General features: G+C 70.7%; 26 protein-coding genes. 11 read left to right on the top strand and 15 right to left on the bottom strand.

What is annotated here, in order from left to right; translation table 11 throughout:
* Positions 1 to 139: 139 nt before the first annotated feature.
* Genes EV186_RS16555 through EV186_RS16530 form a run of 6 tightly spaced genes read right to left on the bottom strand, consistent with a single transcriptional unit; the run spans position 140 to position 6,203 of the window.
* Entirely contained in the window at positions 140 to 760 is a 621-nt protein-coding gene (locus EV186_RS16555; protein WP_133850095.1) for an SRPBCC family protein, read from the bottom strand.
* On the bottom strand, positions 760 to 3,204 hold the full coding sequence (locus EV186_RS16550) for a xanthine dehydrogenase family protein molybdopterin-binding subunit (protein WP_133850094.1): 2,445 nt from the start codon (positions 3,202 to 3,204) through the stop codon (positions 760 to 762). Before EV186_RS16550 ends, EV186_RS16555 begins: the two co-directional genes overlap by 1 nt.
* Positions 3,201 to 3,671 (bottom strand): (2Fe-2S)-binding protein, encoded by a 471-nt coding sequence (locus EV186_RS16545; RefSeq protein ID WP_133850093.1) that lies wholly within the window; start codon positions 3,669 to 3,671, stop codon positions 3,201 to 3,203. The genes EV186_RS16550 and EV186_RS16545 overlap by 4 nt, the downstream gene beginning before the upstream one ends.
* Positions 3,668 to 4,537, bottom strand: coding sequence for an FAD binding domain-containing protein (locus tag EV186_RS16540; RefSeq protein ID WP_133850092.1), 870 nt, complete (start codon positions 4,535 to 4,537; stop codon positions 3,668 to 3,670). Before EV186_RS16540 ends, EV186_RS16545 begins: the two co-directional genes overlap by 4 nt.
* Positions 4,534 to 5,328 (bottom strand): alpha/beta fold hydrolase, encoded by a 795-nt coding sequence (locus EV186_RS16535; RefSeq protein ID WP_243754064.1) that lies wholly within the window; start codon positions 5,326 to 5,328, stop codon positions 4,534 to 4,536. Before EV186_RS16535 ends, EV186_RS16540 begins: the two co-directional genes overlap by 4 nt.
* A complete protein-coding gene (locus EV186_RS16530) occupies positions 5,325 to 6,203 on the bottom strand; it encodes an amidohydrolase family protein (RefSeq protein ID WP_166659200.1) in 879 nt (292 codons plus the stop codon). Before EV186_RS16530 ends, EV186_RS16535 begins: the two co-directional genes overlap by 4 nt.
* Before the next feature lie 118 nt (positions 6,204 to 6,321).
* Here EV186_RS16530 and EV186_RS16525 point away from each other — a divergent pair, with 118 nt between their 5' ends.
* Entirely contained in the window at positions 6,322 to 6,939 is a 618-nt protein-coding gene (locus EV186_RS16525) for a UbiX family flavin prenyltransferase (protein ID WP_133850090.1), read from the top strand.
* Positions 6,940 to 6,994: 55 nt separating this feature from the next.
* On the opposite strand, the gene EV186_RS40495 is transcribed toward EV186_RS16525, so the two are convergent.
* Positions 6,995 to 7,129 (bottom strand): hypothetical protein, encoded by a 135-nt coding sequence (locus EV186_RS40495; protein WP_279538296.1) that lies wholly within the window; start codon positions 7,127 to 7,129, stop codon positions 6,995 to 6,997.
* Between the two features lie 57 nt (positions 7,130 to 7,186).
* On the opposite strand from EV186_RS40495, the gene EV186_RS16520 reads away from it, so the two are divergent.
* From EV186_RS16520 to EV186_RS16510, 3 genes are read left to right on the top strand one after another with little or no spacing between them, the layout of a single operon-like run.
* Positions 7,187 to 8,089, top strand: a complete 903-nt coding sequence (locus tag EV186_RS16520; RefSeq protein WP_166659199.1) for a LysR family transcriptional regulator — start codon at positions 7,187 to 7,189, stop codon at positions 8,087 to 8,089.
* Positions 8,086 to 8,790 carry a GntR family transcriptional regulator gene (locus EV186_RS16515; RefSeq protein WP_208115618.1) on the top strand — a complete coding sequence of 235 codons (705 nt, stop codon included), beginning with the start codon at positions 8,086 to 8,088 and terminating at the stop codon, positions 8,788 to 8,790. Before EV186_RS16520 ends, EV186_RS16515 begins: the two co-directional genes overlap by 4 nt.
* The gene (locus tag EV186_RS16510) at positions 8,787 to 9,161 is read left to right on the top strand and encodes a DUF6176 family protein (RefSeq protein WP_133850088.1); all 375 of its coding nucleotides are present in this window, start codon (positions 8,787 to 8,789) and stop codon (positions 9,159 to 9,161) included. Before EV186_RS16515 ends, EV186_RS16510 begins: the two co-directional genes overlap by 4 nt.
* On the opposite strand, the gene EV186_RS16505 is transcribed toward EV186_RS16510, so the two are convergent.
* The 8 genes from EV186_RS16505 to EV186_RS16470 are packed head-to-tail and all read right to left on the bottom strand — an operon-like array spanning position 9,158 to position 16,700.
* Positions 9,158 to 10,102 carry a phosphotransferase family protein gene (locus EV186_RS16505; protein WP_243754063.1) on the bottom strand — a complete coding sequence of 315 codons (945 nt, stop codon included), beginning with the start codon at positions 10,100 to 10,102 and terminating at the stop codon, positions 9,158 to 9,160. The two genes, EV186_RS16510 and EV186_RS16505, sit on opposite strands and share 4 nt — an antisense overlap.
* A 30-nt stretch (positions 10,103 to 10,132) precedes the next feature.
* Positions 10,133 to 10,858, bottom strand: coding sequence for a GntR family transcriptional regulator (locus EV186_RS16500; protein WP_133850087.1), 726 nt, complete (start codon positions 10,856 to 10,858; stop codon positions 10,133 to 10,135).
* Complete coding sequence (locus tag EV186_RS16495) at positions 10,858 to 12,291, bottom strand: UbiD family decarboxylase (protein ID WP_133850086.1); 1,434 nt, start codon at positions 12,289 to 12,291, stop codon at positions 10,858 to 10,860. The genes EV186_RS16500 and EV186_RS16495 overlap by 1 nt, the downstream gene beginning before the upstream one ends.
* On the bottom strand, positions 12,288 to 12,983 hold the full coding sequence (locus tag EV186_RS16490; protein ID WP_166659198.1) for an isochorismatase family protein: 696 nt from the start codon (positions 12,981 to 12,983) through the stop codon (positions 12,288 to 12,290). Before EV186_RS16490 ends, EV186_RS16495 begins: the two co-directional genes overlap by 4 nt.
* The gene (locus EV186_RS16485; protein WP_133850084.1) at positions 12,980 to 13,960 is read right to left on the bottom strand and encodes an ABC transporter substrate-binding protein; all 981 of its coding nucleotides are present in this window, start codon (positions 13,958 to 13,960) and stop codon (positions 12,980 to 12,982) included. The genes EV186_RS16490 and EV186_RS16485 overlap by 4 nt, the downstream gene beginning before the upstream one ends.
* Positions 13,957 to 14,694: an ABC transporter permease gene (locus tag EV186_RS16480; protein WP_166659197.1), complete on the bottom strand. Its 738-nt coding sequence runs from the start codon at positions 14,692 to 14,694 to the stop codon at positions 13,957 to 13,959. Before EV186_RS16480 ends, EV186_RS16485 begins: the two co-directional genes overlap by 4 nt.
* Before the next feature lie 4 nt (positions 14,695 to 14,698).
* Positions 14,699 to 15,610: an ABC transporter ATP-binding protein gene (locus tag EV186_RS16475; RefSeq protein WP_133850082.1), complete on the bottom strand. Its 912-nt coding sequence runs from the start codon at positions 15,608 to 15,610 to the stop codon at positions 14,699 to 14,701.
* Positions 15,603 to 16,700, bottom strand: a complete 1,098-nt coding sequence (locus EV186_RS16470) for a nitrilase-related carbon-nitrogen hydrolase (RefSeq protein WP_166659196.1) — start codon at positions 16,698 to 16,700, stop codon at positions 15,603 to 15,605. The genes EV186_RS16475 and EV186_RS16470 overlap by 8 nt, the downstream gene beginning before the upstream one ends.
* Positions 16,701 to 17,038: 338 nt before the next feature.
* Between EV186_RS16470 and EV186_RS16465 the strand changes: the two genes are divergently transcribed.
* The 7 genes from EV186_RS16465 to EV186_RS16435 all read left to right on the top strand — a co-directional run bounded on the left by EV186_RS16465 (position 17,039) and on the right by EV186_RS16435 (position 26,571).
* Positions 17,039 to 20,470 (top strand): AAA family ATPase, encoded by a 3,432-nt coding sequence (locus tag EV186_RS16465; protein ID WP_133850080.1) that lies wholly within the window; start codon positions 17,039 to 17,041, stop codon positions 20,468 to 20,470.
* 205 nt (positions 20,471 to 20,675) lie between these two features.
* A complete protein-coding gene (locus tag EV186_RS16460; protein ID WP_133850079.1) occupies positions 20,676 to 21,818 on the top strand; it encodes a sugar ABC transporter substrate-binding protein in 1,143 nt (380 codons plus the stop codon).
* A 102-nt stretch (positions 21,819 to 21,920) separates the two neighbouring features.
* The gene (locus tag EV186_RS16455; protein ID WP_133850078.1) at positions 21,921 to 22,694 is read left to right on the top strand and encodes an ATP-binding cassette domain-containing protein; all 774 of its coding nucleotides are present in this window, start codon (positions 21,921 to 21,923) and stop codon (positions 22,692 to 22,694) included.
* A 22-nt stretch (positions 22,695 to 22,716) separates the two neighbouring features.
* Positions 22,717 to 24,207, top strand: coding sequence for a sugar ABC transporter permease (locus EV186_RS16450; RefSeq protein WP_133850077.1), 1,491 nt, complete (start codon positions 22,717 to 22,719; stop codon positions 24,205 to 24,207).
* An 8-nt stretch (positions 24,208 to 24,215) separates the two neighbouring features.
* Complete coding sequence (locus tag EV186_RS16445; RefSeq protein WP_133850076.1) at positions 24,216 to 25,391, top strand: ROK family protein; 1,176 nt, start codon at positions 24,216 to 24,218, stop codon at positions 25,389 to 25,391.
* Positions 25,388 to 26,113, top strand: coding sequence for a putative protein N(5)-glutamine methyltransferase (locus EV186_RS16440; protein WP_133850075.1), 726 nt, complete (start codon positions 25,388 to 25,390; stop codon positions 26,111 to 26,113). Before EV186_RS16445 ends, EV186_RS16440 begins: the two co-directional genes overlap by 4 nt.
* A gap of 23 nt (positions 26,114 to 26,136) precedes the next feature.
* Complete coding sequence (locus EV186_RS16435) at positions 26,137 to 26,571, top strand: DUF1203 domain-containing protein (RefSeq protein ID WP_133850074.1); 435 nt, start codon at positions 26,137 to 26,139, stop codon at positions 26,569 to 26,571.
* Positions 26,572 to 26,584 lie beyond the last annotated feature (13 nt).

The raw sequence follows: 26,584 nt of genomic DNA, 5'->3' as shown, positions 1-26,584 counted from the left end.
GCGCCTCGCCGCGACGGCGCCCACCCATTAAACGGGATTCAGCGGGCTAAATCCCAGGGCGAGTTGGTGGGCAGAGGCGGAGTGACCAGGGAGGATGTCGGAGGGGCGGGTTCATGCATGCGGAATGAATGGATCGGGCTCAGCGGGGGTTCCTGGCCCGGCGGTCGCGGATGCGCGCCCGCACCCGCTTGACGAAACCGGCCAGCATCGCGCGCAGGATGCTGGAGAACTTCATCGGTGGCGCGGCGGCCGGTGGCGTGGGCAGCGTCGGCGGGGCTTCCGCGGACGCCGCAGCAGACTCGGCCGCCGGGGTCGCGGCGGTGATGCGGGTCCGGACCTGGGCCGCCAGTTCGGCGACCATGCGGCCCGACACGTCGGCCATGATGCCGCGACCGAACTGCGCCAGCTTGCCAGAGATCGTCAGGTCGGTGGAGAACGTGACCGTGGCGCCCGCGCCGTGCGGGTCGACCTGCATGCGCGCGGTCGCCTTGGCCGAACCGGAACCCTTCGCGTCCTTGCCCTCGGCCAGCAGCACGGCCACCCGGTTCACGTCGTCGCGCTCGACGATGGTCGCGGTGCCCGCGTACGCGGCCGTGACCGGGCCGACCTTGATCTTGACCTTGCCCTTGTAGGAATCGTCGCCGAGGTCCTCGGTCAGTTCGGCGCCCGGGAAGCACGCGGCCACGTTGTGCGCGTCCTGCAGGAACTCGAAGACCTGGTCCGGGCTCGCGTCGATGTCGAAGGAGTTGTCGATGCGCATCAGTGCCCTGCTTCTCTCACGGCGGTGGCGACCCGGTGCGGGGTGACCGGGGCGTAGTCGATCCGAGGACTGCGTTGGATGGTCGCGCTCCGCGCTCCGTCGGCATCGCCTTCAAGGCGATGCCGAGCACGGCCGCCGGGTGGCTGCTTGCCGCTGTGGTCGGGGCGGCCGTCCTCGACACCGCCGCGATGCCGGATGGAACGCAAGGCGTCTTCGACGGCGTTGGCGATCGCGGCGGGGGCGGGGATGGTGCCGCCCTCGCCCGCGCCCTTGGCGCCCAACGGGTTCAGCGGGCTCGGCGTGTGCAGGTGGAACAGCTCCACCCGCGGCACCTCGGCGGCGGACACCAGCGTGTAGTCCAGGTAGCTCGCCGCCTGCGGCTGGCCCTCGGCGTCGTAGACCGGCTCCTCGTAGAGCGCGTTGCCGATGCCGTGCGCGAAGCCGCCGATCACCTGGCCGTCCACCAGCCGCGGGTTGATCACGTTGCCGCAGTCGTGGCCGATCACGTACTTCAGCACCTTCACGCCACCGGTGTCCGGGTCCACCTCGACCACGGCGGCGTGTGCGCCGCTGGCGTAGGCGGCCCGTTCGGGGGCGAAGTAGCTCGACACCTCGATCGCCGGCTTGATGCCCTTGGGCAGCGTGATGCCGTGCTTGCCGATGTTCGCCACGCGCGCGATCTCCTGCAGCGACACCGACTTCTCGGCATCGCCCGCGAACGTGGCGCGGTCGCCGTCGAACTCGATGTCGCCGGGCGCACAGCCGAGCAGGTGCGCGGCGGTGTCCTTGAGCCGCTCCCGCAGCTGGTGCCCGGCGTTGTACACGGCCGGTCCGGCGGTCGCGGTGATCCGCGAGGCGAACGTGCCCTGCCCGAACGGGATGCGGCCGGTGTCGCCGGTGACGACCTCGATGAGGTCCATGTCGACGCCGATGGCCTCCGCGGCGATCTGCGCGTACACGGTCTCGTAGCCCTGGCCCTGCCCGGCGGCGGCCAGCGTGACCAGGATCTTGCCGCGGTTGTCCAGGCGGAGCTTCGCGCCCTCGTACGGGCCGAGCCCGCAACCCTCCACGTAAACCGCGATCCCGATCCCGACGTGGCGGCCCTCGGCACGGGCCTGGTCGCGTTCGCGCTTGCACCGCTCGTAGTCGAGCTTGTCGAGCGTGCCCTCGAGCAACGCGGGGAAGTCGCCGCTGTCGTAGGTCAGCGGGCTGCCGTCGCGGAAGGTGATGCCGACCCGGTACGGGAACTCGTCGGCCTGGATGAGGTTGCGGCGCCGCACTTCCGCGGGGTCGAGGTCCAGGTGCTCGGCGATCCGGTCCATCATGCGTTCCATCGCGAACACGGCCTGCGGGCGACCGGCACCGCGCACCGACGACGTCGGCACCATGTTCGTGTAGCAGGCGTACAGCTCGGTGTGGATGTTCGGGATCTTGTACGGCCCCGGCACGGTGCTCGTGGTGATGGACGGGACCTGCAGACCCGCGCAGTAGGCGCCCTGGTCGTGCTCGATGTGGTCCCGGACGGCCAGCAGCTTGCCGTCGTCGTCGAAGCCGACCTCGATGCGGTGGGTCTGGCCGCGCTCCATCATGGCGCTGACGAAGTTCTCCTGGCGGTCCTCGACCCACTTCACCGTGCGGCCGAGCAGCATGGCCACCCAGGGCACGACGACTTCCTCGCCGTAGAACTGCGCCTTGGGCCCGAACCCGCCGCCCACGTCGGGCGGGGCGATGACCCGGATGTCGTCCTCGGCCATCTCGTAGATCATCGAGAGTTGCTGGCGCGCGTAGTGCGGCGACTGCGTCGTGTCCCACACGGTCACCTGGCCGGTGGCCGGCTCGAACCGGGCCGCGACCGCGCGGGCCTCCATCGAGTGCCCGCCGCCCCGCATGACCCGGAACTCGCCGGAGAGCCGGTTCGGTGCGCTGTTCAACGCGGCTTCGGCGTCACCGCAGCGCTGGGTGAGCGTGACGGCGACGTTGCTGTCGGCGTCGCTGTGCGCGAGCGGCGCGCCCTCGGCGAGCGCGGCCGCGGTGGACGAGATCGCGGGCAGCACGTCGTAGTCCACGTCGATCAGTTCGAGCGCGTCCTCGGCGAGGTAGCGGTTCTCGGCGACCACGACGGCCACCGGCTCGCCGACGTAGTGCACCTCTTCGCACGGGATCGGGTAGCGCGGCAGCTCCTTGAGCATGGGGTGCTGCACCTTGGGCGCCAACGGTTTGTGGATCGCCATCAGGTCCGAGCCGCGGTACACCGCGACCACGCCGGGTGCCTGCAGCGCCTCGTCGACGTCGATCGAGTTGATCTTGGCGTGCGCGTGCGGCGAACGCAGGAAAGCGATGGCCAAGGCGTCGGGGAGGTCGAGGTCGTCGAGGTAGCGGCCGCGGCCGGTGAGCAACCGGTCGTCCTCGCGCCGCTTCACCGACGCGCCGATGGTGCCGGTCACGAGTGCATCTCCTTGCTGGTCTCCAGCACGGCGTCGACGAGACCCTGGTAGCCGGTGCAGCGGCAGATGTTGCCGCTCAACACGTCCCTGGCCTCGTCCTCGTCACGCACCGGGCCCTCGCGCAGTGCCGCCGTCACGCTCATCAGGAAGCCCGGCGTGCAGAACCCGCATTGCAGCGCGTAGTTGTCCTTGAACGCCTGCTGCAACCGGTTGAGCTTGCCGCCCTCGGCCAGCCCCTCGACGGTCTCCAGCTCGGCCCCGTCGGCCTGGCGGGCGAGCATCAGGCACGACCGCACCGCTGACCCGTCGACGATGATCGTGCACGCGCCGCAGACGCCGTGCTCGCAGCCGAGGTGCGTCCCGGTCAGGCGCAGCTTCTCCCGCAGGAAGTCGGCGAGGGTGAGCCGGTCGTCGGCCGTCGCCGTGTGCTGTTTCCCGTTCACCGTCACGGTGATGTTGTCGGTCACGACTGGTCTCCCTTGATCTCCGCGAGCGCCCGGCGCACCAGCACGGCGGTGAGCCGGCGCCGGTGCTCGGCGGTCGCGTGGATGTCGCCGGTGGGGTCGACCGCGGCACTGGCCGCTGCCTCCGCCGCGGCGATCGCTTCGTCGTCCACTGTGGAGCCGATGACCACCGCTTCGGCATCGTGCAGCCGTTGTGGCGTCGGCGCGACCCCGGCGGCGGCGATGCGGCAAGCCGTCACCGTGCCGGATTCGTCCACTGTGGCCGACGCCGCGACGGCCACCAGTGCGAAGTCGCCGCGACGGGTGGCGAACTCCTTGAACGCCATGCGGGTTCCCGGCTGGGGGACCCGGATCGCCACCTCGGTGAGCAGCTCGTCCGGCTCCAGCGCGGTGGTCAGGTGGAACTGGAAGAAGTCCGCGGCGTCCACCTCGCGGGTGCCGCGGGCCGACGCGATCCGGAACGTCGAGTCCACAACGGACATCACCGTGGGCAGCTCCGCGGCCGGGTCGGCGTGCGCGCAGCTGCCGCACACCGTGCCGCGGTTGCGGATCTGCGGGTGCGCCACCTGCGGCAGCGCCGCGGCGAACACCGGCAGCACGGCCGCGACCTCGGCGGAGCGTTCCAGGACGCGCTGGCGCACCAAGGCCGGGATCGTCACCGTGTCGCCGGTGACCTTCGGGCCGGCGAACTCGGGCCCGATCCGGTTGATGTCGACGAGGTGGTCGACCTGCGCCAGCCGGAAGTTCAGCATCGGCACCAGGCTCTGCCCGCCGGCCAGCACCTTCGCCTCGTCGCCGTGCTCGGCGAGCAACGCCAGCGCCGCGTCCAGCGAACGCGGGGCGTGGTAAGTGAACCGTCCTGGTTTCACCGGACCTCCATGTGCTTGCGGATGACCTCGGCGAGCTCGGGCCGCTCGATCAGCGACATGTGCCGCAGGTCGGGCAGCACGCGCAGCGTCGCGCCGGGGATGGTGTCGGCGAGCACCCGGGCCATGTCGGGCGGCGTCGCGTAGTCGTGCTCGCCGACCAGCACCAGGGTCGGCGCGGTGATCTTGGGCAGCAGCTCGCGGGAGTCCATGGCCCCCATAGCGAGCGACGACGCCGCGTGGGCGGCGCTGTCGGTGCGCAGGAAGATGTCGCAGACCCGCCGCACCTCGTCCGCGTGCTCCCGCGCCCAGTCGGGGGAGAACCAGCGGTCGCGCTGGAACGGCAGCTGCTCCGCGCGGGGCGTCTCCTTCGCTTTCACCGCACGCTGTTCCCACGTGGCGACCGCGTCCGGGCCGTACCAGGCGGTGGTGTCGGCCAGGACCAGCGAGCGAACCCGCTCCGGGTGGGTGCCGGCGAAGGTCAGCCCGACGCTGCCGCCCATCGACATGCCGAGCAGGTGCACCGAAGACAGGCCCAGCGAGTCCAGCGCGTGCGCGAGGTCGGTGGCCATGTCGGCGATCGAGAACGGCCGGCCGTCCCAGCTGGAGTGGCCGTGCCCGCGCAGGTCCGGCGCGTACACCGCGCCACCGGTGAGCCGCGCGGCGATCGGCGTCCACAGCTCACCGGCCAGGGCCAGCGGGTGCAGCAGGACGATGGGCTCACCCGCGCCCCAGCGCAGCACGGACAGGTGCCCGGTAGCGGTGGCGGCGGTCAGCCGCAAAGGTGCGCTCACGCGGTCACTCCGAAGAAGTCCGCGGCTGCGCCGTGCAGGATGGAGGCGGTTTCCGTCTCGTCCAGCCCGGCCGCACGCACGGTGTCCGCCGGTTGCTGGTCGCCGATCGGGAACGGGTAGTCGCTGCCCAGCACCACGTGCCCGGGCGCGATCCCGGCCAGGAACCGGATCGACGCGGGCGAGAGCGCCACCGTGTCGTAGTAGAGCCGCGACAGGTACGCGCTGGGCCGGCCGAGCTCGAGGTCGACCACCTTGGACTCGCCCGAGCGGTAGCCGCCGTCGAGCCGGGACGCCTGGTACGGCAGGAAACCGCCGCCGTGCACCACCAGCAGCTTCAGCCCGGGGTGCCGGTCGAGCACGCCGGTGAGGATCAACCTGCTGACCGCGATCGTGGTGTCGATGAGCCGGCCGTGCACGTTGCCGAGCCCGACCAGCTCCGGCGTCGGCGGTCGGGTCGGCGGGTGCAGCACGATCGGCACGCCGTGCTCGGCCGCGGCGCTCCACAGTGGAGCGAACGGGTTCTCCACCGGTGCGGTGCCGGTGTTCACGATGACCCCGGCGACCTCGGCCGGCTTCGCCGCGGTCACCAGGTCCTCGGCCGCGCGGTCCGGGTCCGCGGTGTCCACACTGGCCAGGGTCACGGTGCCGAGGTCGCTCGCGGCGGCGACCATGGCGTCGTTCAGCCGGGCCGTCCAGTCCGGGCCGCCGGCCTGGACGTCCAGCCACGGCGAGAGCACCTGCTTGGTGATCCCGGTGTCCGCCAGCCACCGCGCGCGGACGTCCACATCGGTCATGCCGGGCAACGGTGGCAGCTTGCCGACCTCGCCGAGCAACGAGCGCGGCACGAGGTGTGCGTGCGCGTCCAGAACGGTCATGAAGGTGACGCTAGGTTCGCGCCGCGGACCGGACCAGCGAGCTTTCCTGTGGGCGGCCATTAGCAGGTCTGACAGCAGGAAGCTGGTGCCCGCGGTAGCGGCCGTGATGCCATGGGGCATGCGCAGCGACAGACGGATCCGGCGGGTGGTCGTGGGGATCACCGGCGCCAGCGGCACCGCGATCGGCCTGCGTGTGCTGACCGTGTTGCGTGAACTACCCGACGTGGAAGTGCACCTCGTGGTGTCGTCCGCCGGGATGCGCACCCTGCGCTACGAATGCGACGTCACGCCGGGCGAGGTCCGCGAACTCGCCCACGTCTTCCACCGCGCGAAGGACATCGGCGCCTCGATCGCCTCGGGCAGCTTCGACGTGCACTCCATGCTGGTCGTGCCGTGTTCGATCAAGACGCTCTCGGCCGTGGCCACCGGCTACACCGACGACCTGGTGTCCCGCGCCGCCGACGTCTGCCTCAAGGAGGGCCGGCCGCTGCTGCTGATGGTGCGCGAGACACCACTGCACCTGGGCCACCTGCGGTCGATGGTCGCCGTCACCGAGGCGGGCGCGATCATCGCGCCGCCGGTGCCCGCGTTCTACCCGCGCCCGGAGTCGGTCGACGACCTGATCGACCACGTCGCGCGCCGCGCCCTGGCGCGGGTGGGACTGGGGGAGCTCGCGCCCGAGGAGTGGAAGGGCGAAGAGGTCACCACGGCCCCCCGCCTGGCCGACAAGCCCTGAATGTCCCATCCGGGACACCCAGCGCCCCCAATGGGACATTCAGGGCTTGGCAGCTCTAGGCCCGCCTGACTTCCGGCGACGAGAACAGGTCCAGCAGCGCTGTGCGGTCGCGTGCCTCGGCCGCGCGCAGGACCAGCCGCTCGGTCTCGATCGGGGTCGGTGGCCACGTGCGGAGACCCAGCTCAGGCATGGGGCGAAACCTATCGCGTGGCACAATGGCCTTTTCACGGCAGAGAGGACCGCGCGCGTGCTGGAGGTCCGTCGGCTGCAGGTGTTCGCCGCGGTGGCCGAGCGCGGGTCGTTCACCGCCGCGGCGGAGGCGCTGTTCATGACGCACTCCGCGGTGTCGCAGCAAATGGCGTTGCTGGAGCGCCAGCTCGGCGTCGCGTTGATGGTGCGTGGACCGCGGGGCGTCGAGCTGACCGAGGCGGGGGAGTTGCTCGCCGAGCGGTCCAAGGCCCTGCTCGGGTCCATGGCGACGATCGAGCAGGAGATGCACGACCTCACCCAGCGCTCCGCGAGCGTGCGCCTCGGCGCGTTCCCCACGGCCGCCGCCGACCTGATCCCCCGCGTGCTGCGCGAGTTCGGCAAACGCCACCCCGACACGAAGGTGCACCTGCGTTCGGCGCACGCCGCCGACATGCCCGCGGCCCTGCGCGACGGCGACATCCAGGTCGGTCTGGTGTGGGACTACGACTTCCTGCCCCGCACCGTACCCGCGGACATCGAGCGATTGCCCCTTGTGGACGATCCGCTGTACCTGCTCGTGCCCGCCGACCACCCGTTCGCCGGCGAGTCCGAAGTGGACCTGATGGAGTTCGCGGGCGAGTCCTGGGTGGTGCGCGGTCACCAGCCGCCCTACGACGACGCGTTCGCCACCATGTGCCGGATCGCCGGGTTCGAGCCGGAGATCGGGTTCGTCACCGAGGACTACCTGTCCGCGCAGGGTTTGGTCGCGGCGGGCATCGGCGTGAGCATCGTCCCGCGCCTGGCCCTCGTCGCGTTGCGGCCGGACGTGGCCGCCGTGCCGCTGGCCGGGGACGGACCGCACCGGCGGATCGCGGCCGTGCGGCGCAAGGACGCCGACCACACCGAAGCCGCCTTGTGGATGCTGGACGTGCTGTGCGACGTGTCGGTGGGGGAGTCGTGACCGACCCTGACACCAGTACCGCGACACTGATGCTGCGGCAGATGCTCGGCAACGGCCTGGACGCCGAGCGCTCCCTGGTCGACCGCATCGTCGAGGACGTCGCCCTGCAGATCATCGACGGCCGCCTGCCCCCGGGCGCCGACGTGAACTCCGTCGAGCTCGCCAAGCGCTACTCCAGCAGCCGCACGCCGGTGCGCGAGGCCCTGCTGACGTTGCAGCGCGAAGGTCTAGTCGACATCCCCGCCCGCAAACGCCCGCGGGTCGCGCCGGTGACGCTGGTGCAGGCCCGCGAGGTGTACGAGGTCCGGGCGAGCCTGCACGGTCTGGTGTCGGAGCTGATCGTGCGACGGCAACCGCCGCTGGACGTGCTGTACGAGTGGCACGGCAAGCTCGCCCAGGACGCCGCGTCCGGCGATGTCGACGGGTACTTCTGGGACAACGTCGCGTTCCGGCAGGCCGAGGCCGAGGTGGCGGGCAACGCCCAGCTGGCGCGGACCTTGAGTTCCCTGGGCCTGCGGACGTTGCAGCTGCGGCACGTGAGCCTGTCGCTGCCCGGCCGGCTCGAGCGTTCGGTCGACGACCACGACCGGTTGCTGCAGGCGTACGCCGACCGGGACGCCGAGCTGGCGGTGGCCATCACCAAGTCGATCATCATGGGCGGGCTGCGGGCCATCGAGCAGTCGGGGTGGGTGGGCGAGTGAAGAGCATCCCCGCGGGGCTGAAGGTCGAGTTGTCCCGCGCGAAGGTCATGCCGGGCGCTTCGGCGGAAGCTGACAAGTGGATGGCCATGCTCAACGATCGCCTCGACGAGTGCGTGGCCACGCTGGACCGCGAGCGGATGGCCATCGAGATCGTGTTCCGCCTGCGCGAAGGCGCCGACGAGTACCTGTACTGGGTGCAGGTGCGTGGCGAGCACGGCGACGAGCTGGACGAGAACCTCCCCATCGACCGGGACCACGTCGCCCAGGGCATGAAGGTCAAAGAACCCGGCTGGGTCGAGGCGGAGCCGCAGGTGCTGATGCTGCCCGATCCCGTGCGCAAGGCTGTGCTCGACTGGGCCCTGCGTGACTAGCCCGCACGACGGAGGCGCTCGCGGGCCTCGTCCTGCGTCAACGACGTGATGGGCTGCCCGACCGAGTACTGGTACTTCGCGTCGTAGGCCCTGGTCCAGACCCCGGCCGCCCACGACCGTTGGCGTTCGTCATCGCTGAACTCCCGGCCACGCACACGGCAGTAGGCGTCGAGGAACCGTTCCGTGTCTTCGACGCCTGCCAGCTCGTCCGCGTCGACGGTGGAATACAGCGCGGCGGCGAAGCCGACCAGGACGGCTTCGCTCGCCACGATCACGCTGTCCCAGTCGTGTACCACCAGCAGCTCGTCCCCGCGCCAGCGCAGGTTGCCGGCCAGCCAGTCGCAGTGGCCGATCACGGCGTTGGACCTGTCGGACCGGTCGGATTCGCTGGCTCGCAGCCGGTCTCGGGCGCGGCGCCCGGTCTCGTCGAGCCACTCCGCGCCGGGCACCGCGTCGAGGTCGGCCTCGAGGTCCTCCTCCGGGCGCGGCCACAGTCCGGTCCTGGTGTGGTTCCAGTCCGCCCACGACGGTGGCGGATCGAGCATGCCCACCTCGTCCGGCCGCGGGGCCAGCCGGATCAGCCGCGCGAAAGCCTCGGCGAAGGCCGGGGCCGCGTGGTCGGCGCTCGGGAGCAGTGCGCCGCCGGGAACGTGGACCTCCGCGGTCGCGAGGTCGTCGCCGAAGGCCGTGGCGCCGGTGAGCGGCTCCGGACACGGGTAACCAGCCTGGAACATGCGGCGCTGGACGTCGACGCACGCTGCCAACCGCCGCGATGCCGGACGGACCTTGACCACGACCTCGCGGCCATCCGCCAGCCGGAGCCCGAGGACCGCCGACAGGTGCCCGGAGCTGAACAGCTCCTCCTGCGGTGGGCTGCCCAGGTGCTCGACACACCACCGGGCGAGGCGGCCGGGATCCGTGACACGCGCGCGAGAGGACACCCGAGCATCCTCACACCTGCGGGGCAGGGGTCAGAACCGACCCGAAGCCTCGATCGCCCGCAACCCGCGCAACACCAACGACTTGCTCACCGCGGCCGCCAACGCCACATCGCGATCGGCATAAGCCCGCACCAACCGCTCGTGATCGGCGACGGAGTTCAACAACCGGCCGGGCAGCGACAGGCTCAGGTGCCGGAACCGGTGCATCTGCAGCCCGAGCGAACTCAACCGGCGCTGCAACTCGCCGTTGCGCGACAACGCCGCCTCGGCGTCCCGGAAGCCGACGTTGTGCCAGAAGTAGCCGTCGACGTCGCCGGTCGCCGCGTCGTTCTCCAGCACCTTCTGCCACCGCCACAACGACGAGATCTCCTCGTCGGTGGCCCGCTGCACCACCAGCTCCGACACCAGCGCGTACAGGCTGGCGCGGATCTCGTAGATCTCCCGCACCTGCGACAACGCCACCGGCGACACGAAGGGGCGCCGCCGCGGTGGGACGATCACCAGCCCCTCGCGCTCCAGCAGCAACAACGCCTCCCGCACCGGCGTGCGGCTGGTGTTGAACTGGCGCGCCAGGTCCATCGAGTTGACCTCGTGGCCGGGCGGCAACCGGCCCTCCACGATCGACGTGGCGAGCTCCTCGAAGATCGCGAACGTCAGCGACGAGCTGCCCTCGATCCCGCGCAGCGCACTGAACAGCAGGTCCTGGCGCAGTCGCGCCACGTCCGCGCCGTTGGTCACCGGCGGGCTCGGGGGCATCAGCCGGCCACCTCGGGCCAGCGCTTCGACACCGACGCCACCAACTCCGTGCTCGACTCGGCCACGGCGGGGAAGTCGGCGATGCGCTCGTACGGGCGGCACGCGTCGATCACCGCCCGGCTGTTGAACGGCAGCGCGCCCGGCGGCGTCAACGGGTCGACCCGGCTGCCCCAGGTCCGCTTCATCACCTCGATGTCGGACTGCGGGTCGCAGCGCCCGCACATCGCCCACACGACCTCGGTGAGGTCGCGCGGGTTCACGTCGTGGTCCACCACGACGGTGAAGCGGTTCATGTAGGCCGCGTTCGGCAGTTGCGACGCCAGGTACGCCGCCTGCCGCGCGTGCCCGGGGTAGCGCTGCTCGATCGACACGATCAGCAGCGAGCGTCCGCCACCCGCTTCGTGCGCCCACACGCCGCGCAGGCCTTGCAACCCCGTCTTGCGCAACGTGTCGGTGATGATCGCGGACTTCATCACCGTGCGCATGTACGAGTAGTCGTGCGGCGGCTTGCCGGGCGGCGCACCGAGCAGGATCGGATCGGGCCGGTGGTAGACGCGCTCGACGTCGATGGTGATGATCGGGTCGCGCGAGCCCGAGTAGTAGCCGGTCCACTCGCCGAACGGGCCCTCCGGACGGGTGTCGCCGGGCCGCACCCAGCCCTCCAACGCGATCTCCGCGTCGAACGGCAGCGGCAACCCGGTGACCTCGCCCGCGACCACACGCACCGGACTACCCAGCATGGCCCCGACGTAGTCGTACTCCGACACGTGCGCCGGGACTTCGATGCCCGCGGCGACGAGGTACGCCGGGTGCATGCCCAAGGTGACCGCGATCGGCGCCCGGCCCTCGGCCTCGAACCACCGGCGCAGGTGTTGCGCGCCGTGCTTGCCCTGCTCGATGTTGACCGTCGCGGTGCGGCCGTCGTCCTGCACCTGCATCCGGTACGCGCCGAGGTTGATCCGCCCGGTGTCGTGGTCGCGGGTCACCACGGCGCACCCGGTGCCGATGTAGCGCCCGCCGTCGCCCTCGTGCCAGCGCGGCACGGGGAACGACAACAGGTCGATGTCCGGCTTGCTGACCACAGTGGACAGCAGCGGGCCGTCCTCGACGGTCACGGCGGCGAACTCCGGCGCCCGCTCCGCCCATTCGCCGGGCGCGGTGGCCAGGGCCGTCATGAGCGAGTCGTCGGTCTGGTCCCAGCCCATGCCGAGCACCGCGCCGAGCAGCCGAGGGTTGCTCACGCTGCCGCTGAGCACCCGCAGGCCCGCCGCGTAACCGGGCACCTCGTCGAACAGCAACGCCTTCGGCGCCGAGCGGCGGTAGTTGACCTGCGACAACGCGCCGATCTCCAGGTCCCAGCTCGCGCCGCGGACGTCCTGCAGCTCACCCGCCGCGGCGGCCTCGTCGAGCCACGCACGCAAGTCGGCGGTCATGACGACCCCTTCAGCCAGGCAATGGTTTCCGAAGCGGTGAGCACGTCGGCGTACTTCTGGTCCATGTCGAACAGGCTCACCCAGTGCGACGCCTCGAACCGGTCGAAGCAGCAGTCGCCGACCACCCCGACCCGGTAGCCGCGGCTGCACGCGTCGACCACGGTGGACCGGACGCACCCGCTGGTGGCCTCGCCGCACACCAGCACGGTGTCGACACCACGCGAGCGCAGCACCGTGTCCAGCGGGGTGTCGTGGAACGCGCTCGGGCCGGTCTTCCGGATCACGACGTCACCGGGCTCAGGTGCCACCTCGGCCACGATCGTGTTGCCCCGCACCGGATCCACCGGGTTGACGCCCTTGGCCGGCTTGCGGTTCCAGCGACCGAGCTCCGGCGGCGCGGCGTGGAAGTAGAGGACCGGAACGTCCGCGGCACGTGCCGCGTCGAGCACCGGAGCGGTCCGGTCGACCGCGTCCCAGCCCTGTGGACCGCACGCGCTCGGCCAGTCCCGAACCGCCGTCACCACGTCGACCCCGCGCGCACCGAGCGCGGCGTAGTAGAGGTCGACGGCCAGCACGGCGGCCTTCGTGCCCAGACCGAACGGTTCCCGCTTCGCCCACGAGGTCGCGCCGAGCACCGCCCGGTCCTGGTCGGTCAGGTAGGCGGACCAGGACCGGGCGAACGACTCGCTCACGCCGCCGCCAGCATGCTGTTGTCGATGTACTTGGTGATGTCCTGCGGCGCCTGCGTGTGGTTGTTCTGCGCCGCCTCCTCGAACGCCTGGCGGATCACCTTCTCGTCCACCTGCGGCGTCTGCGACCACACCTTGAGGAAGAAGTCGTAGGCGTACTTGGCCAGCTCCGGGTTCTTCACCCCGGTGTACTTGATGATGCTGGCCTCGGTCTCCTTCTCGTGCGTGCGCAGGAACTGCAGCGCCTCGGCCTCGGCCTGGACGAACCGCTTCACCACGTCGCGGTTCACGTTCAGGTACTTGCCCTGCACGGTGTAGGCGCCGAGCGGGAACTGCATGTCGGCCAGCGACGCGAGCAGGTGCGCGCCCTTCTCCTTGGTCTGCGCGCCCTGCGGCGGCTGGGTCAGGATCGCCGACACCGCACCGCTTTCCAGCGCGGCGACCTCGGCCGGGATGCCCTTGACGTAGACGCCCTGGACGTCCCCGCGCTTCATCCCGTTGCGCTCCATGACGTCGGTCAGCCCGAAGTCGCTCTCGGAGCCGGGCGAGGTGATCGCGACCTTCTTGCCCTTGAGGTCCTGGACGGTCTTGATGTCGGGGCTGGCCCACATCTCCAGGTTGTAGTGCGGCTCGGACATCGCGACGTAACGCAGGTCCGTGCCCTTCATGATCGCGGCCGCGGTGTCCTGCGCGACGCCGACGCCGACCTGCACGGAGTTCGACGACAGGGAAGCCACCAGCTGCGAGGAATCGTTGAGCCGCACCAGCTGCACGTTCAGGCCGTGCTTGGCGAAGATGCCGTAGTCGGCGGCCACGTAAAGGTCGGCGTAACCCGCGCCGGGCGCGGTGTAGCCGATCTTCAACGGCAGCTTGCCGCTGGCGTCGGCGTCGACCTTGGTTCCCGCGTTCTGCGCGCACCCGGAAAGGACTGTGAGGCCCAAGGCCGCCGCGGCGACCGAGGTGAAGAGCTTGCGGTTCATTTCGCACCTGCCCAATGGGTGAAGCGCCGCTCGATCAGCCGCACTGCCCAGTTGAGCAGCAGGGCCACCGCCGCGAGCAGCACGATGCCCGCCATGGCCGAGTCGACGTCGAAGTTCGAGGTCTTGTTCTGCACGAAGTAGCCGAGTCCGTTGCTGGCAAGGAAGAGCTCGGCGACGATGGCGCCGACGAGGCCGCGGCCGACCGCGAGCCGGATGCCCGCGAGGATGTACGGCAGCGTCGCCGGCAAGGCGATGTTGGTGAAGAACTTCAGCCTGGGCGTGCAGAACACCGTCGCCACGCGGGTGTAGTCGGTGTCGAGGTTCCGCACGCCCGCGGTGATGTTGATGATCAGGGGCAGGATCCCCGCCCACACGATCACGATCACCCGGGACACGTTGTCCAGGCCGAACCAGAAGATGATGATCGGCAGGAACATCACGTACGGCACGGAGTACAGCACGTTGACGATGGGCTCGGTCATGTCGTGCAGGACCTTGTAGCGCCCGAGCACCAGCCCGATCGGGATCCCGAGCAGGAAGGTGATGCCGAGACCCCACAACAGCTCGTAGCCGGTGGCGCCGAGCGGGCTCCAGATCTCGCCAGTGGCGAACAGGTGCGCACCGGCCCGCACGGTCCGGATGGGGCTGCTGCTGAACGTGACGTCGACCAGGCCGAAGCCGGCCGCCGCCTGCCAGATCACCAGGACGACCAGCCCGCCGGCGAGGCCGAGCAAGCCGCTACTGTGCCGCGCTGCCCAACCGGACGGCGCCGGCGTCGTCCCGCTCCTGGTCGCTGACTTCTCCGTGCGCTCCGGGCGCGGGAGCGTCGCTGTCGTCATGGGTCCTCGCTAGGGGAGTGGGGGTGTGCCGGAGGGCTTCGATACGGAGTTGTTCCAAGATGGTGTCTCCGTAGGCTAAGAACTCGGCGCTGCGCCGCCACACGGCGTCGCGCGGTCGCGGCGCGTCGATGCGCAGTTCCAGCGCGACCTTGGCGGGTGACGGCGAGAACACCAGCACCCGGTCGGCCAGCAGCACGGCCTCGTTCACGTCGTGGGTGACGAACAGCGCCGTCTTCTTCGCGCTGACCTCGTCGGCCTGCCAGATCCGCAGCAGTTCGTCCTGCAGGAGCTCGCGGTTCTGCGCGTCCAGGGCGCTGAACGGCTCGTCGAGGAGCAGCAGGGTGGGGTCGGTGGCCAGGGCGCGGGCGAGGTTCGCCCGCTGGCGCATGCCACCGGAAAGCTCGTGGGGGTACTTGTCGGCGACGTGACCGAGCCCGGCGACCTCGAGCAGGTCGCGGGCGTGGGCGCGGGACTTCGCGGTCAACCGGCCCTGCATCTGGAGTCCGAACAGGACATTGGAGAGCACGGTGCGCCACGGGTAGAGCGAGGCCTGCTGGAAGACCAGCGACCGTTCCGGGCCGGGCCCCTTGATCTGCTTGCCGTGCAGCTCGAGGGTCCCCGAGGTGACCGGCACGAGGCCGGCCACCGCTTCCAGGAACGTCGTCTTGCCGCAGCCGGACGGACCGACGATCACGACGAACTCGTGCTCGGCGATGTCCAGGTGGAGGTTCTCCACGGCCAGGGTGAAGCCGCCGCTGCGGCGACCCACGTGACCGAGGTTCAGATCCCGTGCGGTGAGGCAGTCAGCCATGGGACGCCTTCTCGGTCAAGGCCGCGAACTCGTCGTAGCCGGACTGCTTGAGCTTGCCCGTGCCGACCAGCTTGTCGATGATCTCGCGGGCCAGCTGGCGGGTTTCCTTGGTGGAGCGCAGCAAGCTGTCCTTCCAGCCGTCGTTGGGCCAGCGGCCGGCCTGGCGGTAGACCTCGGCGAACAGGTCGGTGCGCAGCTCCACCAGCTGGTTCCACTCGTGGCCGGACTCGGTGGGCTTCTTGGTGCGGATCTCGCGGATGGCGTCGACGTCGATGGTGCCGACGCAGACGGCCTCGCCCGAGCCCGCCGCCACCGACACCTGGTTGCCGAGGTGGTCGATGATCTGCGAATGGCCGCGGTAGCCGTTGCGTGGCCGGTCCGAGCCGACGAACGCGCCCGCGCAGCAGGACAGGAAGTACGCCAGGTTCTCGTAGGCCCGGCTGCGCCGGAAGATGTCCCACTTCGCGTCCACATCGGACCACGGCTCGGCGGTCGGGTGCAGCAGCACCTCGGCGCCCTGCAGGGCCAGCGCGCGGGACATCTCCGGGAAGATGATGTCGGTGCAGGTCAGGGTGCCGAGGACGCCGATCTCGGTGTCGACGACGGGGAACATACTGAGGTTGCCGTACCGCTCGGTGTATTCGGTGTAGACGTCGCCGGGCCCGGTGTAGACGGTGTTGAGGTTGTTGGGCCCGTTGTTCTTGCGGTACTTCAGGATGATCTCGCCGTTGGGATCGATGATGAAGTTCGTGTTCCACAAGCGGCCGGGCCAGCTGTCGTCGCGCTCGTACAGGTTGCCCATGAAGTAGACGCCCAGGCGGCGGCACTGCTCGGCGATGCGGTCGGTGACCGGGCCGGGGATGGTCTCGGCGAGGGCGAGCCACTCGTCCACGTCGCGCGGCCGGTACTGGCCGATGATGCTGTACTCCGAGATCATGCCGAGCCGCACCTCGCCGACCCGGTTGAACGTCCACTGCAACAGCTCGAAGATCCGGTTGAGGTTCTGGTCGATGATGTCGTCCCGGTCCTTCGGGTCGACGATCACCCGCGTCTCCTGCTGGATGAGTGCTGCCTTGTACGGCTTGATCACATTGGCTCCCTTGCCCGCTTCACCGACGCCATAGTGTCGACACTTGCCAGGGAGTCTCATGCCGCGTAACGGCCCTGTCAAGGGTCCGTTACCTGGGATGTTCGCTGGTGTCACCCACTGTTGCCGTTCGTGAAGTCGGGCGTGTTCGGAGCGTAGTGTCGACACAACGGGGCAGTCGCGGCTTGGTGTCGACAGTTCCGGGAGGCGGTCGGCGGCGGTGGCACTAGGCCGAATGGGTTGCCACGGCTGCACTTGCGCCGGTCGCGTGCCGATAAACCCTTGTAGGGGAGGACAATCGGGAGGGGGGTGAACACCGTCGGGGAAGGGAAGTCGGGGGAGTGAACGCACTGAAGGTGCCCGAGCGCCTCGAGCTGTTGTTGCTCGACGAGCCGGTGCTCGATCTCTACGCCGCAGGGCCGTGGCGGGTGCCCGACGGCGTGTACGAACGCATTGCCGAGCGCGTGGGGCGGCTCTACCGCGACCGCCGCGCGGCGCCGACCGTGGCCAGCCTCGCCGACCTGTTCCGGCCGGACGCCACGATGGCCGCGGCCGAACTGCTGATCCAGGCGCAGACGCTCTTCGGCGGATTCGCTGTGCGCGCAGGCAATCGGCGCGATCTGGACAACGAACTCTTCGGCCGGGTCTTCGCCCGGTCCGCACCGCCCATCCGCGACGGCATCGGCTGGATCCGCGAGCAGGCCACGTGGGCGGTGCCCGGCCGGTGGCTGGTGTTCGCCGCCGCGCCGGACGAGCGGGAGCAGGCCTACACCATGGCCGCCGAACTGCTCGACGTCTACGCCGAGCTGGCCCCGGTGCGCGATCGCCTGGACGCGCTGAAAGCGTTGCACGAGTTGGGTTTGCGCAACCCCGTGCGGTGGCGGACCGGCGACCTCGCCGAGGAGCTCGACCAGTGGTGGGCGGACGCTGACGCGACCACCAGGGCCGCCCTGCCGGAGTTCGCCGGCCCGCGCTCCTACCTCGCCTGGTGCGTCGAGCGGTTCAGCGCCGCGCACGAGCGGCTGGCCGACGCGCTCGGCGGCAGCGCCCCGGCGGCCGCGCTCGCCGCGGTGCTGCGCCAGGCGCGGATGACCGGTGTCCCAACGGATCTCGACGACCCGGGCGGGTCGGTCCGCGCGGAGTTCGAGCGGACGGCGGCGACGTGGTCGCTCGAGCAGTGGCGCGCGGAAACCCGGGCCTGGCTCGCCGACGGCCTGCGCGTGGGCGAGGCGGACACCTGCCGGGCGTGGCTGGACATGGCCGTGCGGGTCACCTCGACCGCGCAGTGGGCGTCCGGCATCGAGCTCGACTGCCGGGTGCCGGTCGACCTGTTCCACGTGGACTTCATCGACATCTTCCAGCGCCCCACCGTGCTCCCGGGAGCCGATTTGTCCACTGAGGACTTATCCGACGACGAGCTGATCGGCCCGCCGGAGTTCGCCGACACCCTCGCCGAGGCCATCGCGGCCACCGGGCCCGGCGCGGGCATCCGGCTGATGCTGGCCGGTCCGGAGGGCACCGGCCGGCGCACGGCGGCGCGCCGGGTGATCGACCAGCTCGGCGCCTTGGCCCCGGCGCAGGGCGTGGTGTGGGTGTCGGACCACTTGTTCACCGGCATCGCGCCGAGCCAGGCCGTGCTGTACCTGAACGAGACCGCGCGTGCGGCGCTCGCCCAGGGCAAGGTGCTCGCGCTGGACGGCCTGGACGCGATGGCCGCCGAGGAGACGTGCGGCCCGGCGCTGGCCGAGGAGCTGCGTCGGTGCCTGGCCCGCGATCCGGCGTTGCACGTGCTCGCGATCTGCCGCGACGGCGGGGATCTGCGGTTGTTCGAGGTGAATCCCGCGCTGTGCCAGCAGTTCCACGTGGCCCGGACCCGGGACTTCACCGGCGAGCAGTTCGGCCGGCTGTTGCGCGCGGCCATGGCGCGGCGCGGGGTGGAGATCGACGCGGCGGCGGTGGCCGCGGGCGCGGACCTGTTGCTGCGCACACCGCCGTTGCTCAACCTGCGCGGTGCCCGGCTGGTCGAACGGCTGGCCGGCGAGGCGATCCGGGCGGCACGGGCGCGGCACCGGGCCGACGGCCCGGTGAAGGTGAGCCGGATCGACCTGCCCGCCCAGCTCACGCCGGGTGGTCCGCACGCCGACCCGCTGGCCGAGCTGCGGGCGTGCGTCGGCCTTGATGCCGCCCGCCGTGAGCTCGAGTTGTTGCTCGCCGAGGAGATGGCGGCGCGGCTGCGCACCGACGCGGGCATGACCGCGCCGAAGCGCTCGCGCCACCTGGTGATCACCGGCGAGCGCGGGACCGGCAAGACGATGCTGGCCGGGCTCCTCGGCCGGTTGTACGCGCAGTCGGGCGCGCTGGACAGCGGTCACCTGGTCTCGGTCGACCGCGCCGACCTCACCACCGACGACGGTGGCGCGTCGGTCAAGGCCGCCGTCATGCGTGCGTTGGGCGGGGTGCTGTGCGTGGAGAACGCGCACGACCTGACCACCGCCGGTCCGGACCTGGCCGTGCGGCAGGCGGCGCTCGACGCGATCGAGGTGAACTTGGCCAAGCACGGCGACGAGCTCGTTGTGGTGCTGACCGGCAGCGACCACGGCATCGCGGGCCTGCTGGCGGCGCGGCCCGGGCTCGCCGCGCACTTCCCGAAGACGTTGCGGCTGCCCGCGTTGACCGCCGCCGACCTGGTGCGGCTCTACGAGGTGAAGGCGACCACCGCCGGGTTCACGCTGGCCGACGGCGTGCGGGCCGGGGTGACCGAGCTGCTGGAGCGCTCGCGGACCGCGCGCACGCCGCGGGTGGTGACGAACCTGCTGGAGCGCACGATCGCGCGGCAGGCACGGCGGATCCTCGCGGACGGCGTGGTGGACGAGGACGAGTCGCTGGCCGAGATCCGGCCCGAGGACGTGCCGGCCACCGTGTCGGACGCGGCGGGGGAGCTGCCCGCCGACCCGCTCGCCCAGATCGACGAGCTGATCGGGCTGGACGCGGTGAAGGCCGAGGTGCGGCTGATGGTCGCCGAGGCCAAGGCCGACCGGCTGCGCCGCGACGCGGGCATGCCGGTGACGACGCCGTCGCGGCACCTGGCGTTCATCGGCAAGCCCGGCACCGCGAAGACCACGGTCGCGCGGTTGATCGCCGCCGTGTACGCGCAGCTGGGTTTGTTGTCCTCCGGGCACCTGGTCGAGGTCTCACGTGGTGACCTCGTCGGCTCCTACGTCGGGCAGACCGCCCCCAAGGTGCGGGCCGCCGTGGACCGGGCGCTGGGTGGCGTGCTGTTCATCGACGAGGCCTACGCCCTGGCCGCGCGGGGTCAGGACGACTTCGGCGGGGAGGCGCTGGCCGAGTTGCTGAAGCTGATGGAGGACCACCGTGACGACCTTGTCGTGATCGTCGCGGGCTACGGCGAGGAGATGCTGGCCTTCCTCGGCGCCAACCCCGGCCTCGCGTCCCGGTTCCCCACGGTCGTGCGCTTCCCCGACTACCGCGACGACGAGCTGCTGGCCATCTTCGCCTCGCTGGTCGCCGCCGCCGGGTACACGCTGCAGGACGGTGTGCTGGAAGAAGTGGCCCGCCGGCTGCGCTCGGCCCCGCGTGGTCCGGCCTTCGGCAACGGCCGCGCCATGCGCAACCTGCTCGACCGGATGGTCTCGCTGCAGGCACGCCGGATCACCGCCGGTGACCGGCAGGACATCACGGTGTTGCTGCTGGACGACCTGCCCGAGCCCACCGAGAATGACATCGATGACACGGCAGTGGGCCAGTACCTCTGAACCGTGTTTGTTGTTCGGCTCAACAAACATCACGGTTTGATAGCCGAGCGGTCGCGATTTACCCCTTCGTCACGGGCAAGACACCTGGACCTTCGACTCTGTATCGATTAAGTACCTCTTCCGGACCCGCGTCCGGCCGGTTATGTTGTCGCGCACAACATACTCGTCTGCGGCATCGAGGCCGCCGGGTAGGAAAGGACATCCCATGCGTAAGAGCGTCGCTGCCTTCGTCGCGGTGGGCTCGAGCCTTGCGCTTGTTCTCGCGGGCTGTGGCAACAACAGCTCCGGCGACTCAAGCGGCTCTGGTGGTTCCGGCGGGTCCAGCGCACCGGCCGCGGCCGGCGGCGGGAACGGCGCCAAGGTCGGCGTGATCCTGCCCGAGACCGCCAGTTCGGCCCGGTGGGCCGGGTTCGACGAGCCCATGCTGAAGAAGGCGCTCGAAGCCCAGGGCCTCACCCCGATCATCGAGAACGCGCAGGGCGACACCCAGAAGTTCTCCCAGATCGCCGACACCATGCTCAGCCAGAAGGTGAAGGTGCTGATCGTCGCGGCGCCCACTGGCGACTCCGGTGCGGCCGTCGAGCAGATCGCCGCCAAGCAGGGCGTGCCCGTCATCGACTACGACCGGCTGAACCTGGGTGGCAGCGCGCAGTACTACGTCAGCTTCGACAACGTCCGCGTCGGTCACCTGCAGGGTCAGGCCCTGGCGGACTCGCTCAAGGACAAGAAGGGTGCCCAGGTCATCGAGATCGAGGGCGCGCCGACCGACAACAACGCCACCCTGTTCAAGCAGGGCCAGGAAGAGGTCGTCAAGCCCCTCTACGCCGACGGCAGCCTGAAGCTGGTCAACAGCCGGGCCATCGACAAGTGGGACAACCAGCTCGGCGGCCAGGTCTTCGAGCAGCTGCTCACCGCCAACAAGGGCAAGATCGACGGCGTGCTCGCGGCCAACGACGGCCTTGCCGGCGCGGTGATCACCGTGCTGCAGAAGTACCACTTGGCGGGCAAGGTGCCGGTGACCGGTCAGGACGCCACCGCTGACGGCCTCCGGGCGATCCTCTCGGGCCAGCAGTACTCCACGGTGTTCAAGCCGATCCAGGAAGAGGCCGACGCCGCCGCGCAGCTGGCCGCCGCCCTGGTCAAGGGCAGCACCGGCGAGGCCGACAAGGTCGCCACCGCGACCTCGCACGACCCGACCGGCAACCGCGACGTCAAGTCCGTGCTGCTCACCCCGCAGCCGATCACCAAGGACAACGTCAAGCTCGTCATCGACAAGGGCTACGTGAAGGCCTCCGAGGTCTGCACCGGCGCCGCCAAGGCCGCCTGCGACAGCGCGGGCATCAAGTAACACCCCCGAAAGCACCGCGGCGGGGCGGGGAAGCACCCCGCCCCGCCGCGGTCCCCACTCTCCCCAAGCAACGAACACCTACGTGACCCATGGAGGTTCACGGTGAGCGAGCCGATCCTGTCGCTGCGCGGCGTGAACAAATCGTTCGGACCGGTCCACGTGCTGCACGACATCGACTTCACCGTCCGGGCCGGTGAGGTCACCGCGCTCGTGGGTGACAACGGGGCCGGGAAGTCGACCCTGGTCAAGTGCATCGCGGGCATCCACCCGGTGGACAGCGGCGAGATCCTCTTCGACGGCAAGCCGGTCCACATCCACGGCCCGCGCGACGCGGCCGCGCTCGGCATCGAGGTCGTCTACCAGGACCTGGCGCTCGCGGACAACCTCGACGTCGTGCAGAACATGTTCCTCGGCCGGGAGCGGCTTTCCGGCTTCCTGCTCGACGAGGCCGAGATGGAGCTGGCCGCGCGCCGCACCCTCGCCTCGCTCTCCGTGCGCACGGTGAAGTCCGTGCGCACCCCCGTGTCGTCGCTGTCGGGCGGGCAGCGCCAGACCGTGGCGATCGCCAAGGCCGTGTTGTGGGACAGCAAGGTCGTGCTGCTCGACGAGCCGACCGCGGCGCTGGGCGTCGCGCAGACCCGCCAGGTGCTCGACCTGGTGCGCCGGCTGGCCGAACAGGGCCTCGGCGTGGTGCTGATCAGCCACAACATGAACGACGTGCTCGAGGTCTCCGACCGGATCGCGACGCTGTACCTCGGCCGGATGGCCGCCGAGCTGCCCACCCGCGAACTGAACCACAGCCAGGTGGTCGAGCTGATCACCGCCGGGCGCTCCGGGGACCTCGGCCTCGCCCGACCCGATGTCGTCACCATCTAACGCCGCGAGGAAGACCAGCCCAATGACGGAAAGCCCAACCCAGCCGGCCGGCCCCAAGCCGACCGAACCGACGCCCGCGGACTCGGGCCCGGTCGCCGAGGCGCTCGAGGCGCACGCCGCGGCCGACACGGCCATCACCGACTTCGGCATCGACACGACGTCGAGGACCACCTACGAGGCCATCGGCGACTACTGGAACCGGTTGCGTGGCGGTGAACTCGGCGCGGTTCCCGCGCTGCTGGGCCTCACCGTGCTGGTGGTCATCTTCGCGATCGCGTCCGGCGACTTCGTCAGCATCAACAACCTGGCGAACCTGCTGCAGCAGGGCGCGGGTCCGATGATCATCGCGATGGGCATCGTGCCGGTGCTGCTGCTCGGCGAGATCGACCTGTCGGCGGGCACCGCATCCGGCGTGGCCGCGACGCTGCTCGCACTGCACTTCCGAGACCACGGCAACCTGCTCGGCGCCATGGGCGACTCGATGTTCTACGGCTTCGTGGTCGGCCTGGTCCTCGCGGCGTTGCTCGCCGCGCTGCTGCGGCTGTGGATCGGTGTCGTCGGCTCGCTCGGCGCCGTCGCGGTGCTGCTGCTCGGCGTGCCCGCCAACCCGTACCTGGAGATGCTGCTCGCGATCCTGGTCGGCGTCGGCATCGGCTGCTTCACCGGCTTCCTCGTCGCGAAGGTCGGCATCCCGTCGTTCGTGGTGACCCTGGGCCTGTTCATCGCCTGGTACGGCGTCATCCTGCAGCTGATCGGGGCCGCGGGCACCGTGTCGGTGCGCCAGAGCGACGTGTTGTTCAACGTCGCCAACGACAGCCTCAGCGTGGTGGGCAGCTGGATCCTGTTCGTCGTCGCCTGCGGTGGGTACGCGGCCGTGGTCGGCCTGCGGCACGCGGCGCGGTTGCGCAAGGGCCTCGTCGCGCAGCCCACGCCGCTGGTCCTGGCCAAGATCGTCGGTGTCGTCGTGCTCGGCGCGGTGGCGACCTGGCTGCTCACGCTCAACCGCTCGCCCAACCCCGCGCTGACCGACATCAGCGGCGTGCCCTACGTGGTGCCGATCGTGCTGGTGCTGTTCGTGGTGGGCACGTTCGTGCTCGACCGCACCCGCTACGGCAGGCACATCTACGCCGTCGGCGGCAACACGGAGGCCGCGCGCCGGGCCGGTGTGAACGTGCCGAAGATCCGGATGAGCGTGTTCATCATCTGCTCGGCGGTCGCGGCGATCGGTGCCATCGTCTACACCTCCAAGGTCGGCTCGGTCGACGGCAACGCCGGCAACGGCAACACGCTGCTGTTCGCCGTCGGTGCCGCGGTGATCGGCGGGACGTCGCTGTTCGGTGGCAAGGGCCGGGTCCGCGACGCGGTGCTCGGTGGTCTCGTCCTCGCCACCGTCCAGAACGGACTGAACCTGCTCGGTTTCCAGGCTGCCCCGGTCAACATCATCACCGGTCTCGTGCTGCTGCTCGCGGCGAGTGTCGACGCGCTCTCCCGGCGGCGAGCGGCAGCTCGCTAGCCCGGCCGGTGACCACCACCCCCACCTCTGCCGCTCGGCCCGACGACCTGCGCAGGCACAACCGGGCGCTCGTGCTCCGCCGACTGCACGTCAGCGGGCCGAGCACCCGGGCCGCGCTGGCCGCCGAGACCGGGCTCAACCGCAGCACGATCAAGGCGCTCGTCGATGATCTGGCCGAGAACGGCGTGGTCGCCGAGCGGGTGCCGACCCGGCGCACCGGTGCCGGGCGCCCGTCGCTGCTGGTGCTGCCCCAGCCGAACGCGGTCGTGGTGCTGGCCGTGGACATCCGGGTGGACCAGGTCGCGATGGCGTTGGTGGGGCTCGGCGGGCAGATCCTCGGCCGGTGCAGCTGGGGCCTGCGAGCCGAGACCCGCGTGCCCCGCGAGACGCTGACCAAGATCGTCGACAACTGCGAGTTGCTGATCGAGGAAGCGGGCGTCGAGGTCGCGGCGGTCGGCGCGTCGGCCCCGGGGGTCGTGCGCCGCGCCGACGGCCTGGTGCACGAGGCACCGAACCTGCAGTGGACCAACGTGCCGTTGGGTGCCTGGCTGGGCAAGGCGCTCGACCTGCCCGCCTACGTCGCCAACGACGCCGAACTCGGTGCGCTGGCCGAGCACCTGCGTGGTGCGGCCCGCGGCATCGACGACGTCGTCTACATCGGCGCTGACGTCGGCGTCGGCGGCGGCGTGATCTCCAGCAACGCGCCGTTGCGGGGAACGGACGGCTACGTCGGGGAGATCGGGCACATGGTCGTGCGGCCCGACGGGCTGCCGTGTTACTGCGGCAGCCAGGGCTGCTGGGAGACCGAGGTGGGCGAGGCGGCCCTGATCCGCGCGCTCGGCCTGCCCGACGACGCGCCACGCGGCGTGATCGCGGCCGAGCTGCACCAGCTGGCCACCCAGCCCGCGGAGCTGATGCAGCGGCTCGGCGAGTTCGCCCAGTGGCTGGCGATCGGGCTGTGCAACCTCGTAAACCTGTTGTGCCCCAGGCTCGTCGTGCTCGGCGACCTCTTCACCGAGCTGCCGCCGAAGCTGATCGAGCACGTGACGGACCTGGTGCGCAAGCGCAGCATGGTGAGCCGTGCGCTGGGCGGGGTCCGGATCGTGACGTCCTCGCTGCGCAACGACGTCAAGCTGCTCGGGGCCGCCGAGCTGGCGTTCGAGCAGGTGCTCGCCACCCGATGAACGATCTGGTGGGTCGCCTGCGTGCGGCCGGCTGCGTGTTCGCCGAAGAGGAAGCGGAGTTGCTCGCGTCGGCGGCTCCCTCGCCTGACGAGCTGGAATCGTTGGTCGCGCAGCGGGTGTCCGGCGTGCCGCTGGAGCACCTGCTCGGCTGGGTCGAGTTCCACGGGCTGCGGGTTGCCGTGTCGCCCGGGGTGTTCGTGCCACGGCGGCGCACGGAGTTCTTGGTGGATCAGGCTTTGACCTATGTGCGCCCGGATTCGGTCGTCGTGGACCTGTGCTGCGGGTGCGGTGCGCTGGGGGCGGCGGTGCTGGCCGCGGTGCCGTCCGTTTCGTTGTACGCGGCGGACATCGACCCGGCCGCGGTGGCGTGCGCGCGCCGCAACGTCCCCCGGGTGTACCAGGGCGACTTGTTCGACGCGTTGCCGTTGTCCTTGCAGGGCAAGGTTTCCGTGGTCATGGCGAACGTGCCGTACGTGCCGACCGAGGCGATCTCGACGATGCCGCCGGAAGCGCGCGAGCACGAGCCACGGGTGGCGTTGGACGGCGGCCCGGACGGGCTGGCGGTGGCCCGGCGCGTGCTGGCCGCGGCGCCCGCCTGGCTGGCGCCGGGTGGCGTCGTGCTGTTCGAGGCGTCGCCCGCCCAGGCGGCATCGCTGTCGGACGTGCGGGTCGTGTACTCCGACGAGTGGGAATCGACGGTCGTGATCCGATCTCACGTTTGAGCGCCGCCCGTCGTCTACTGGGCATGAACGCATTCACGCTGCACCCGGTGCACAAGGGCGACGTCGTCACCGAGGGCGCGGCCCCCTGGACCGCGACCGGCGGCGAACCGATCCGCTGCTGCCTGCGCGACGCCCTGCCGGGCGAATCGTTGCTGCTGGCGAACTACCGGCCGCCGCTGCCCGCGGACAGCCCGTACCAGGAGATCGGGGCGGTGTTCGTGCACGCGGAGCCGTGCGACGGCCCGAAGTCGCTGGCCGAGTACCCGGCGGATTGGTACGGCCGTTCCCAAGTGCTGCGCGCCTACGACGAGCGGGGCTGGATCCACCCCGCGTCCCGCACCCACGACGGCACCGACCCGGTCGCCGCCATCGAGGCCGTGCTCGCCGAACCCGGTGTCGTGGAGGTCCACAGCCGCAACATCGTCTACGGCTGCTTCATGTTCGCCGCAACCCGGTAGGCCCTGACCGCGG

It is taken from the genome of Labedaea rhizosphaerae (genome assembly GCF_004362825.1).
Classification (GTDB): domain Bacteria; phylum Actinomycetota; class Actinomycetes; order Mycobacteriales; family Pseudonocardiaceae; genus Labedaea; species Labedaea rhizosphaerae.
The sequence above is the reverse complement of the archived record's forward strand: the minus strand, read 5'-3'. Positions and strand labels throughout refer to the sequence as shown.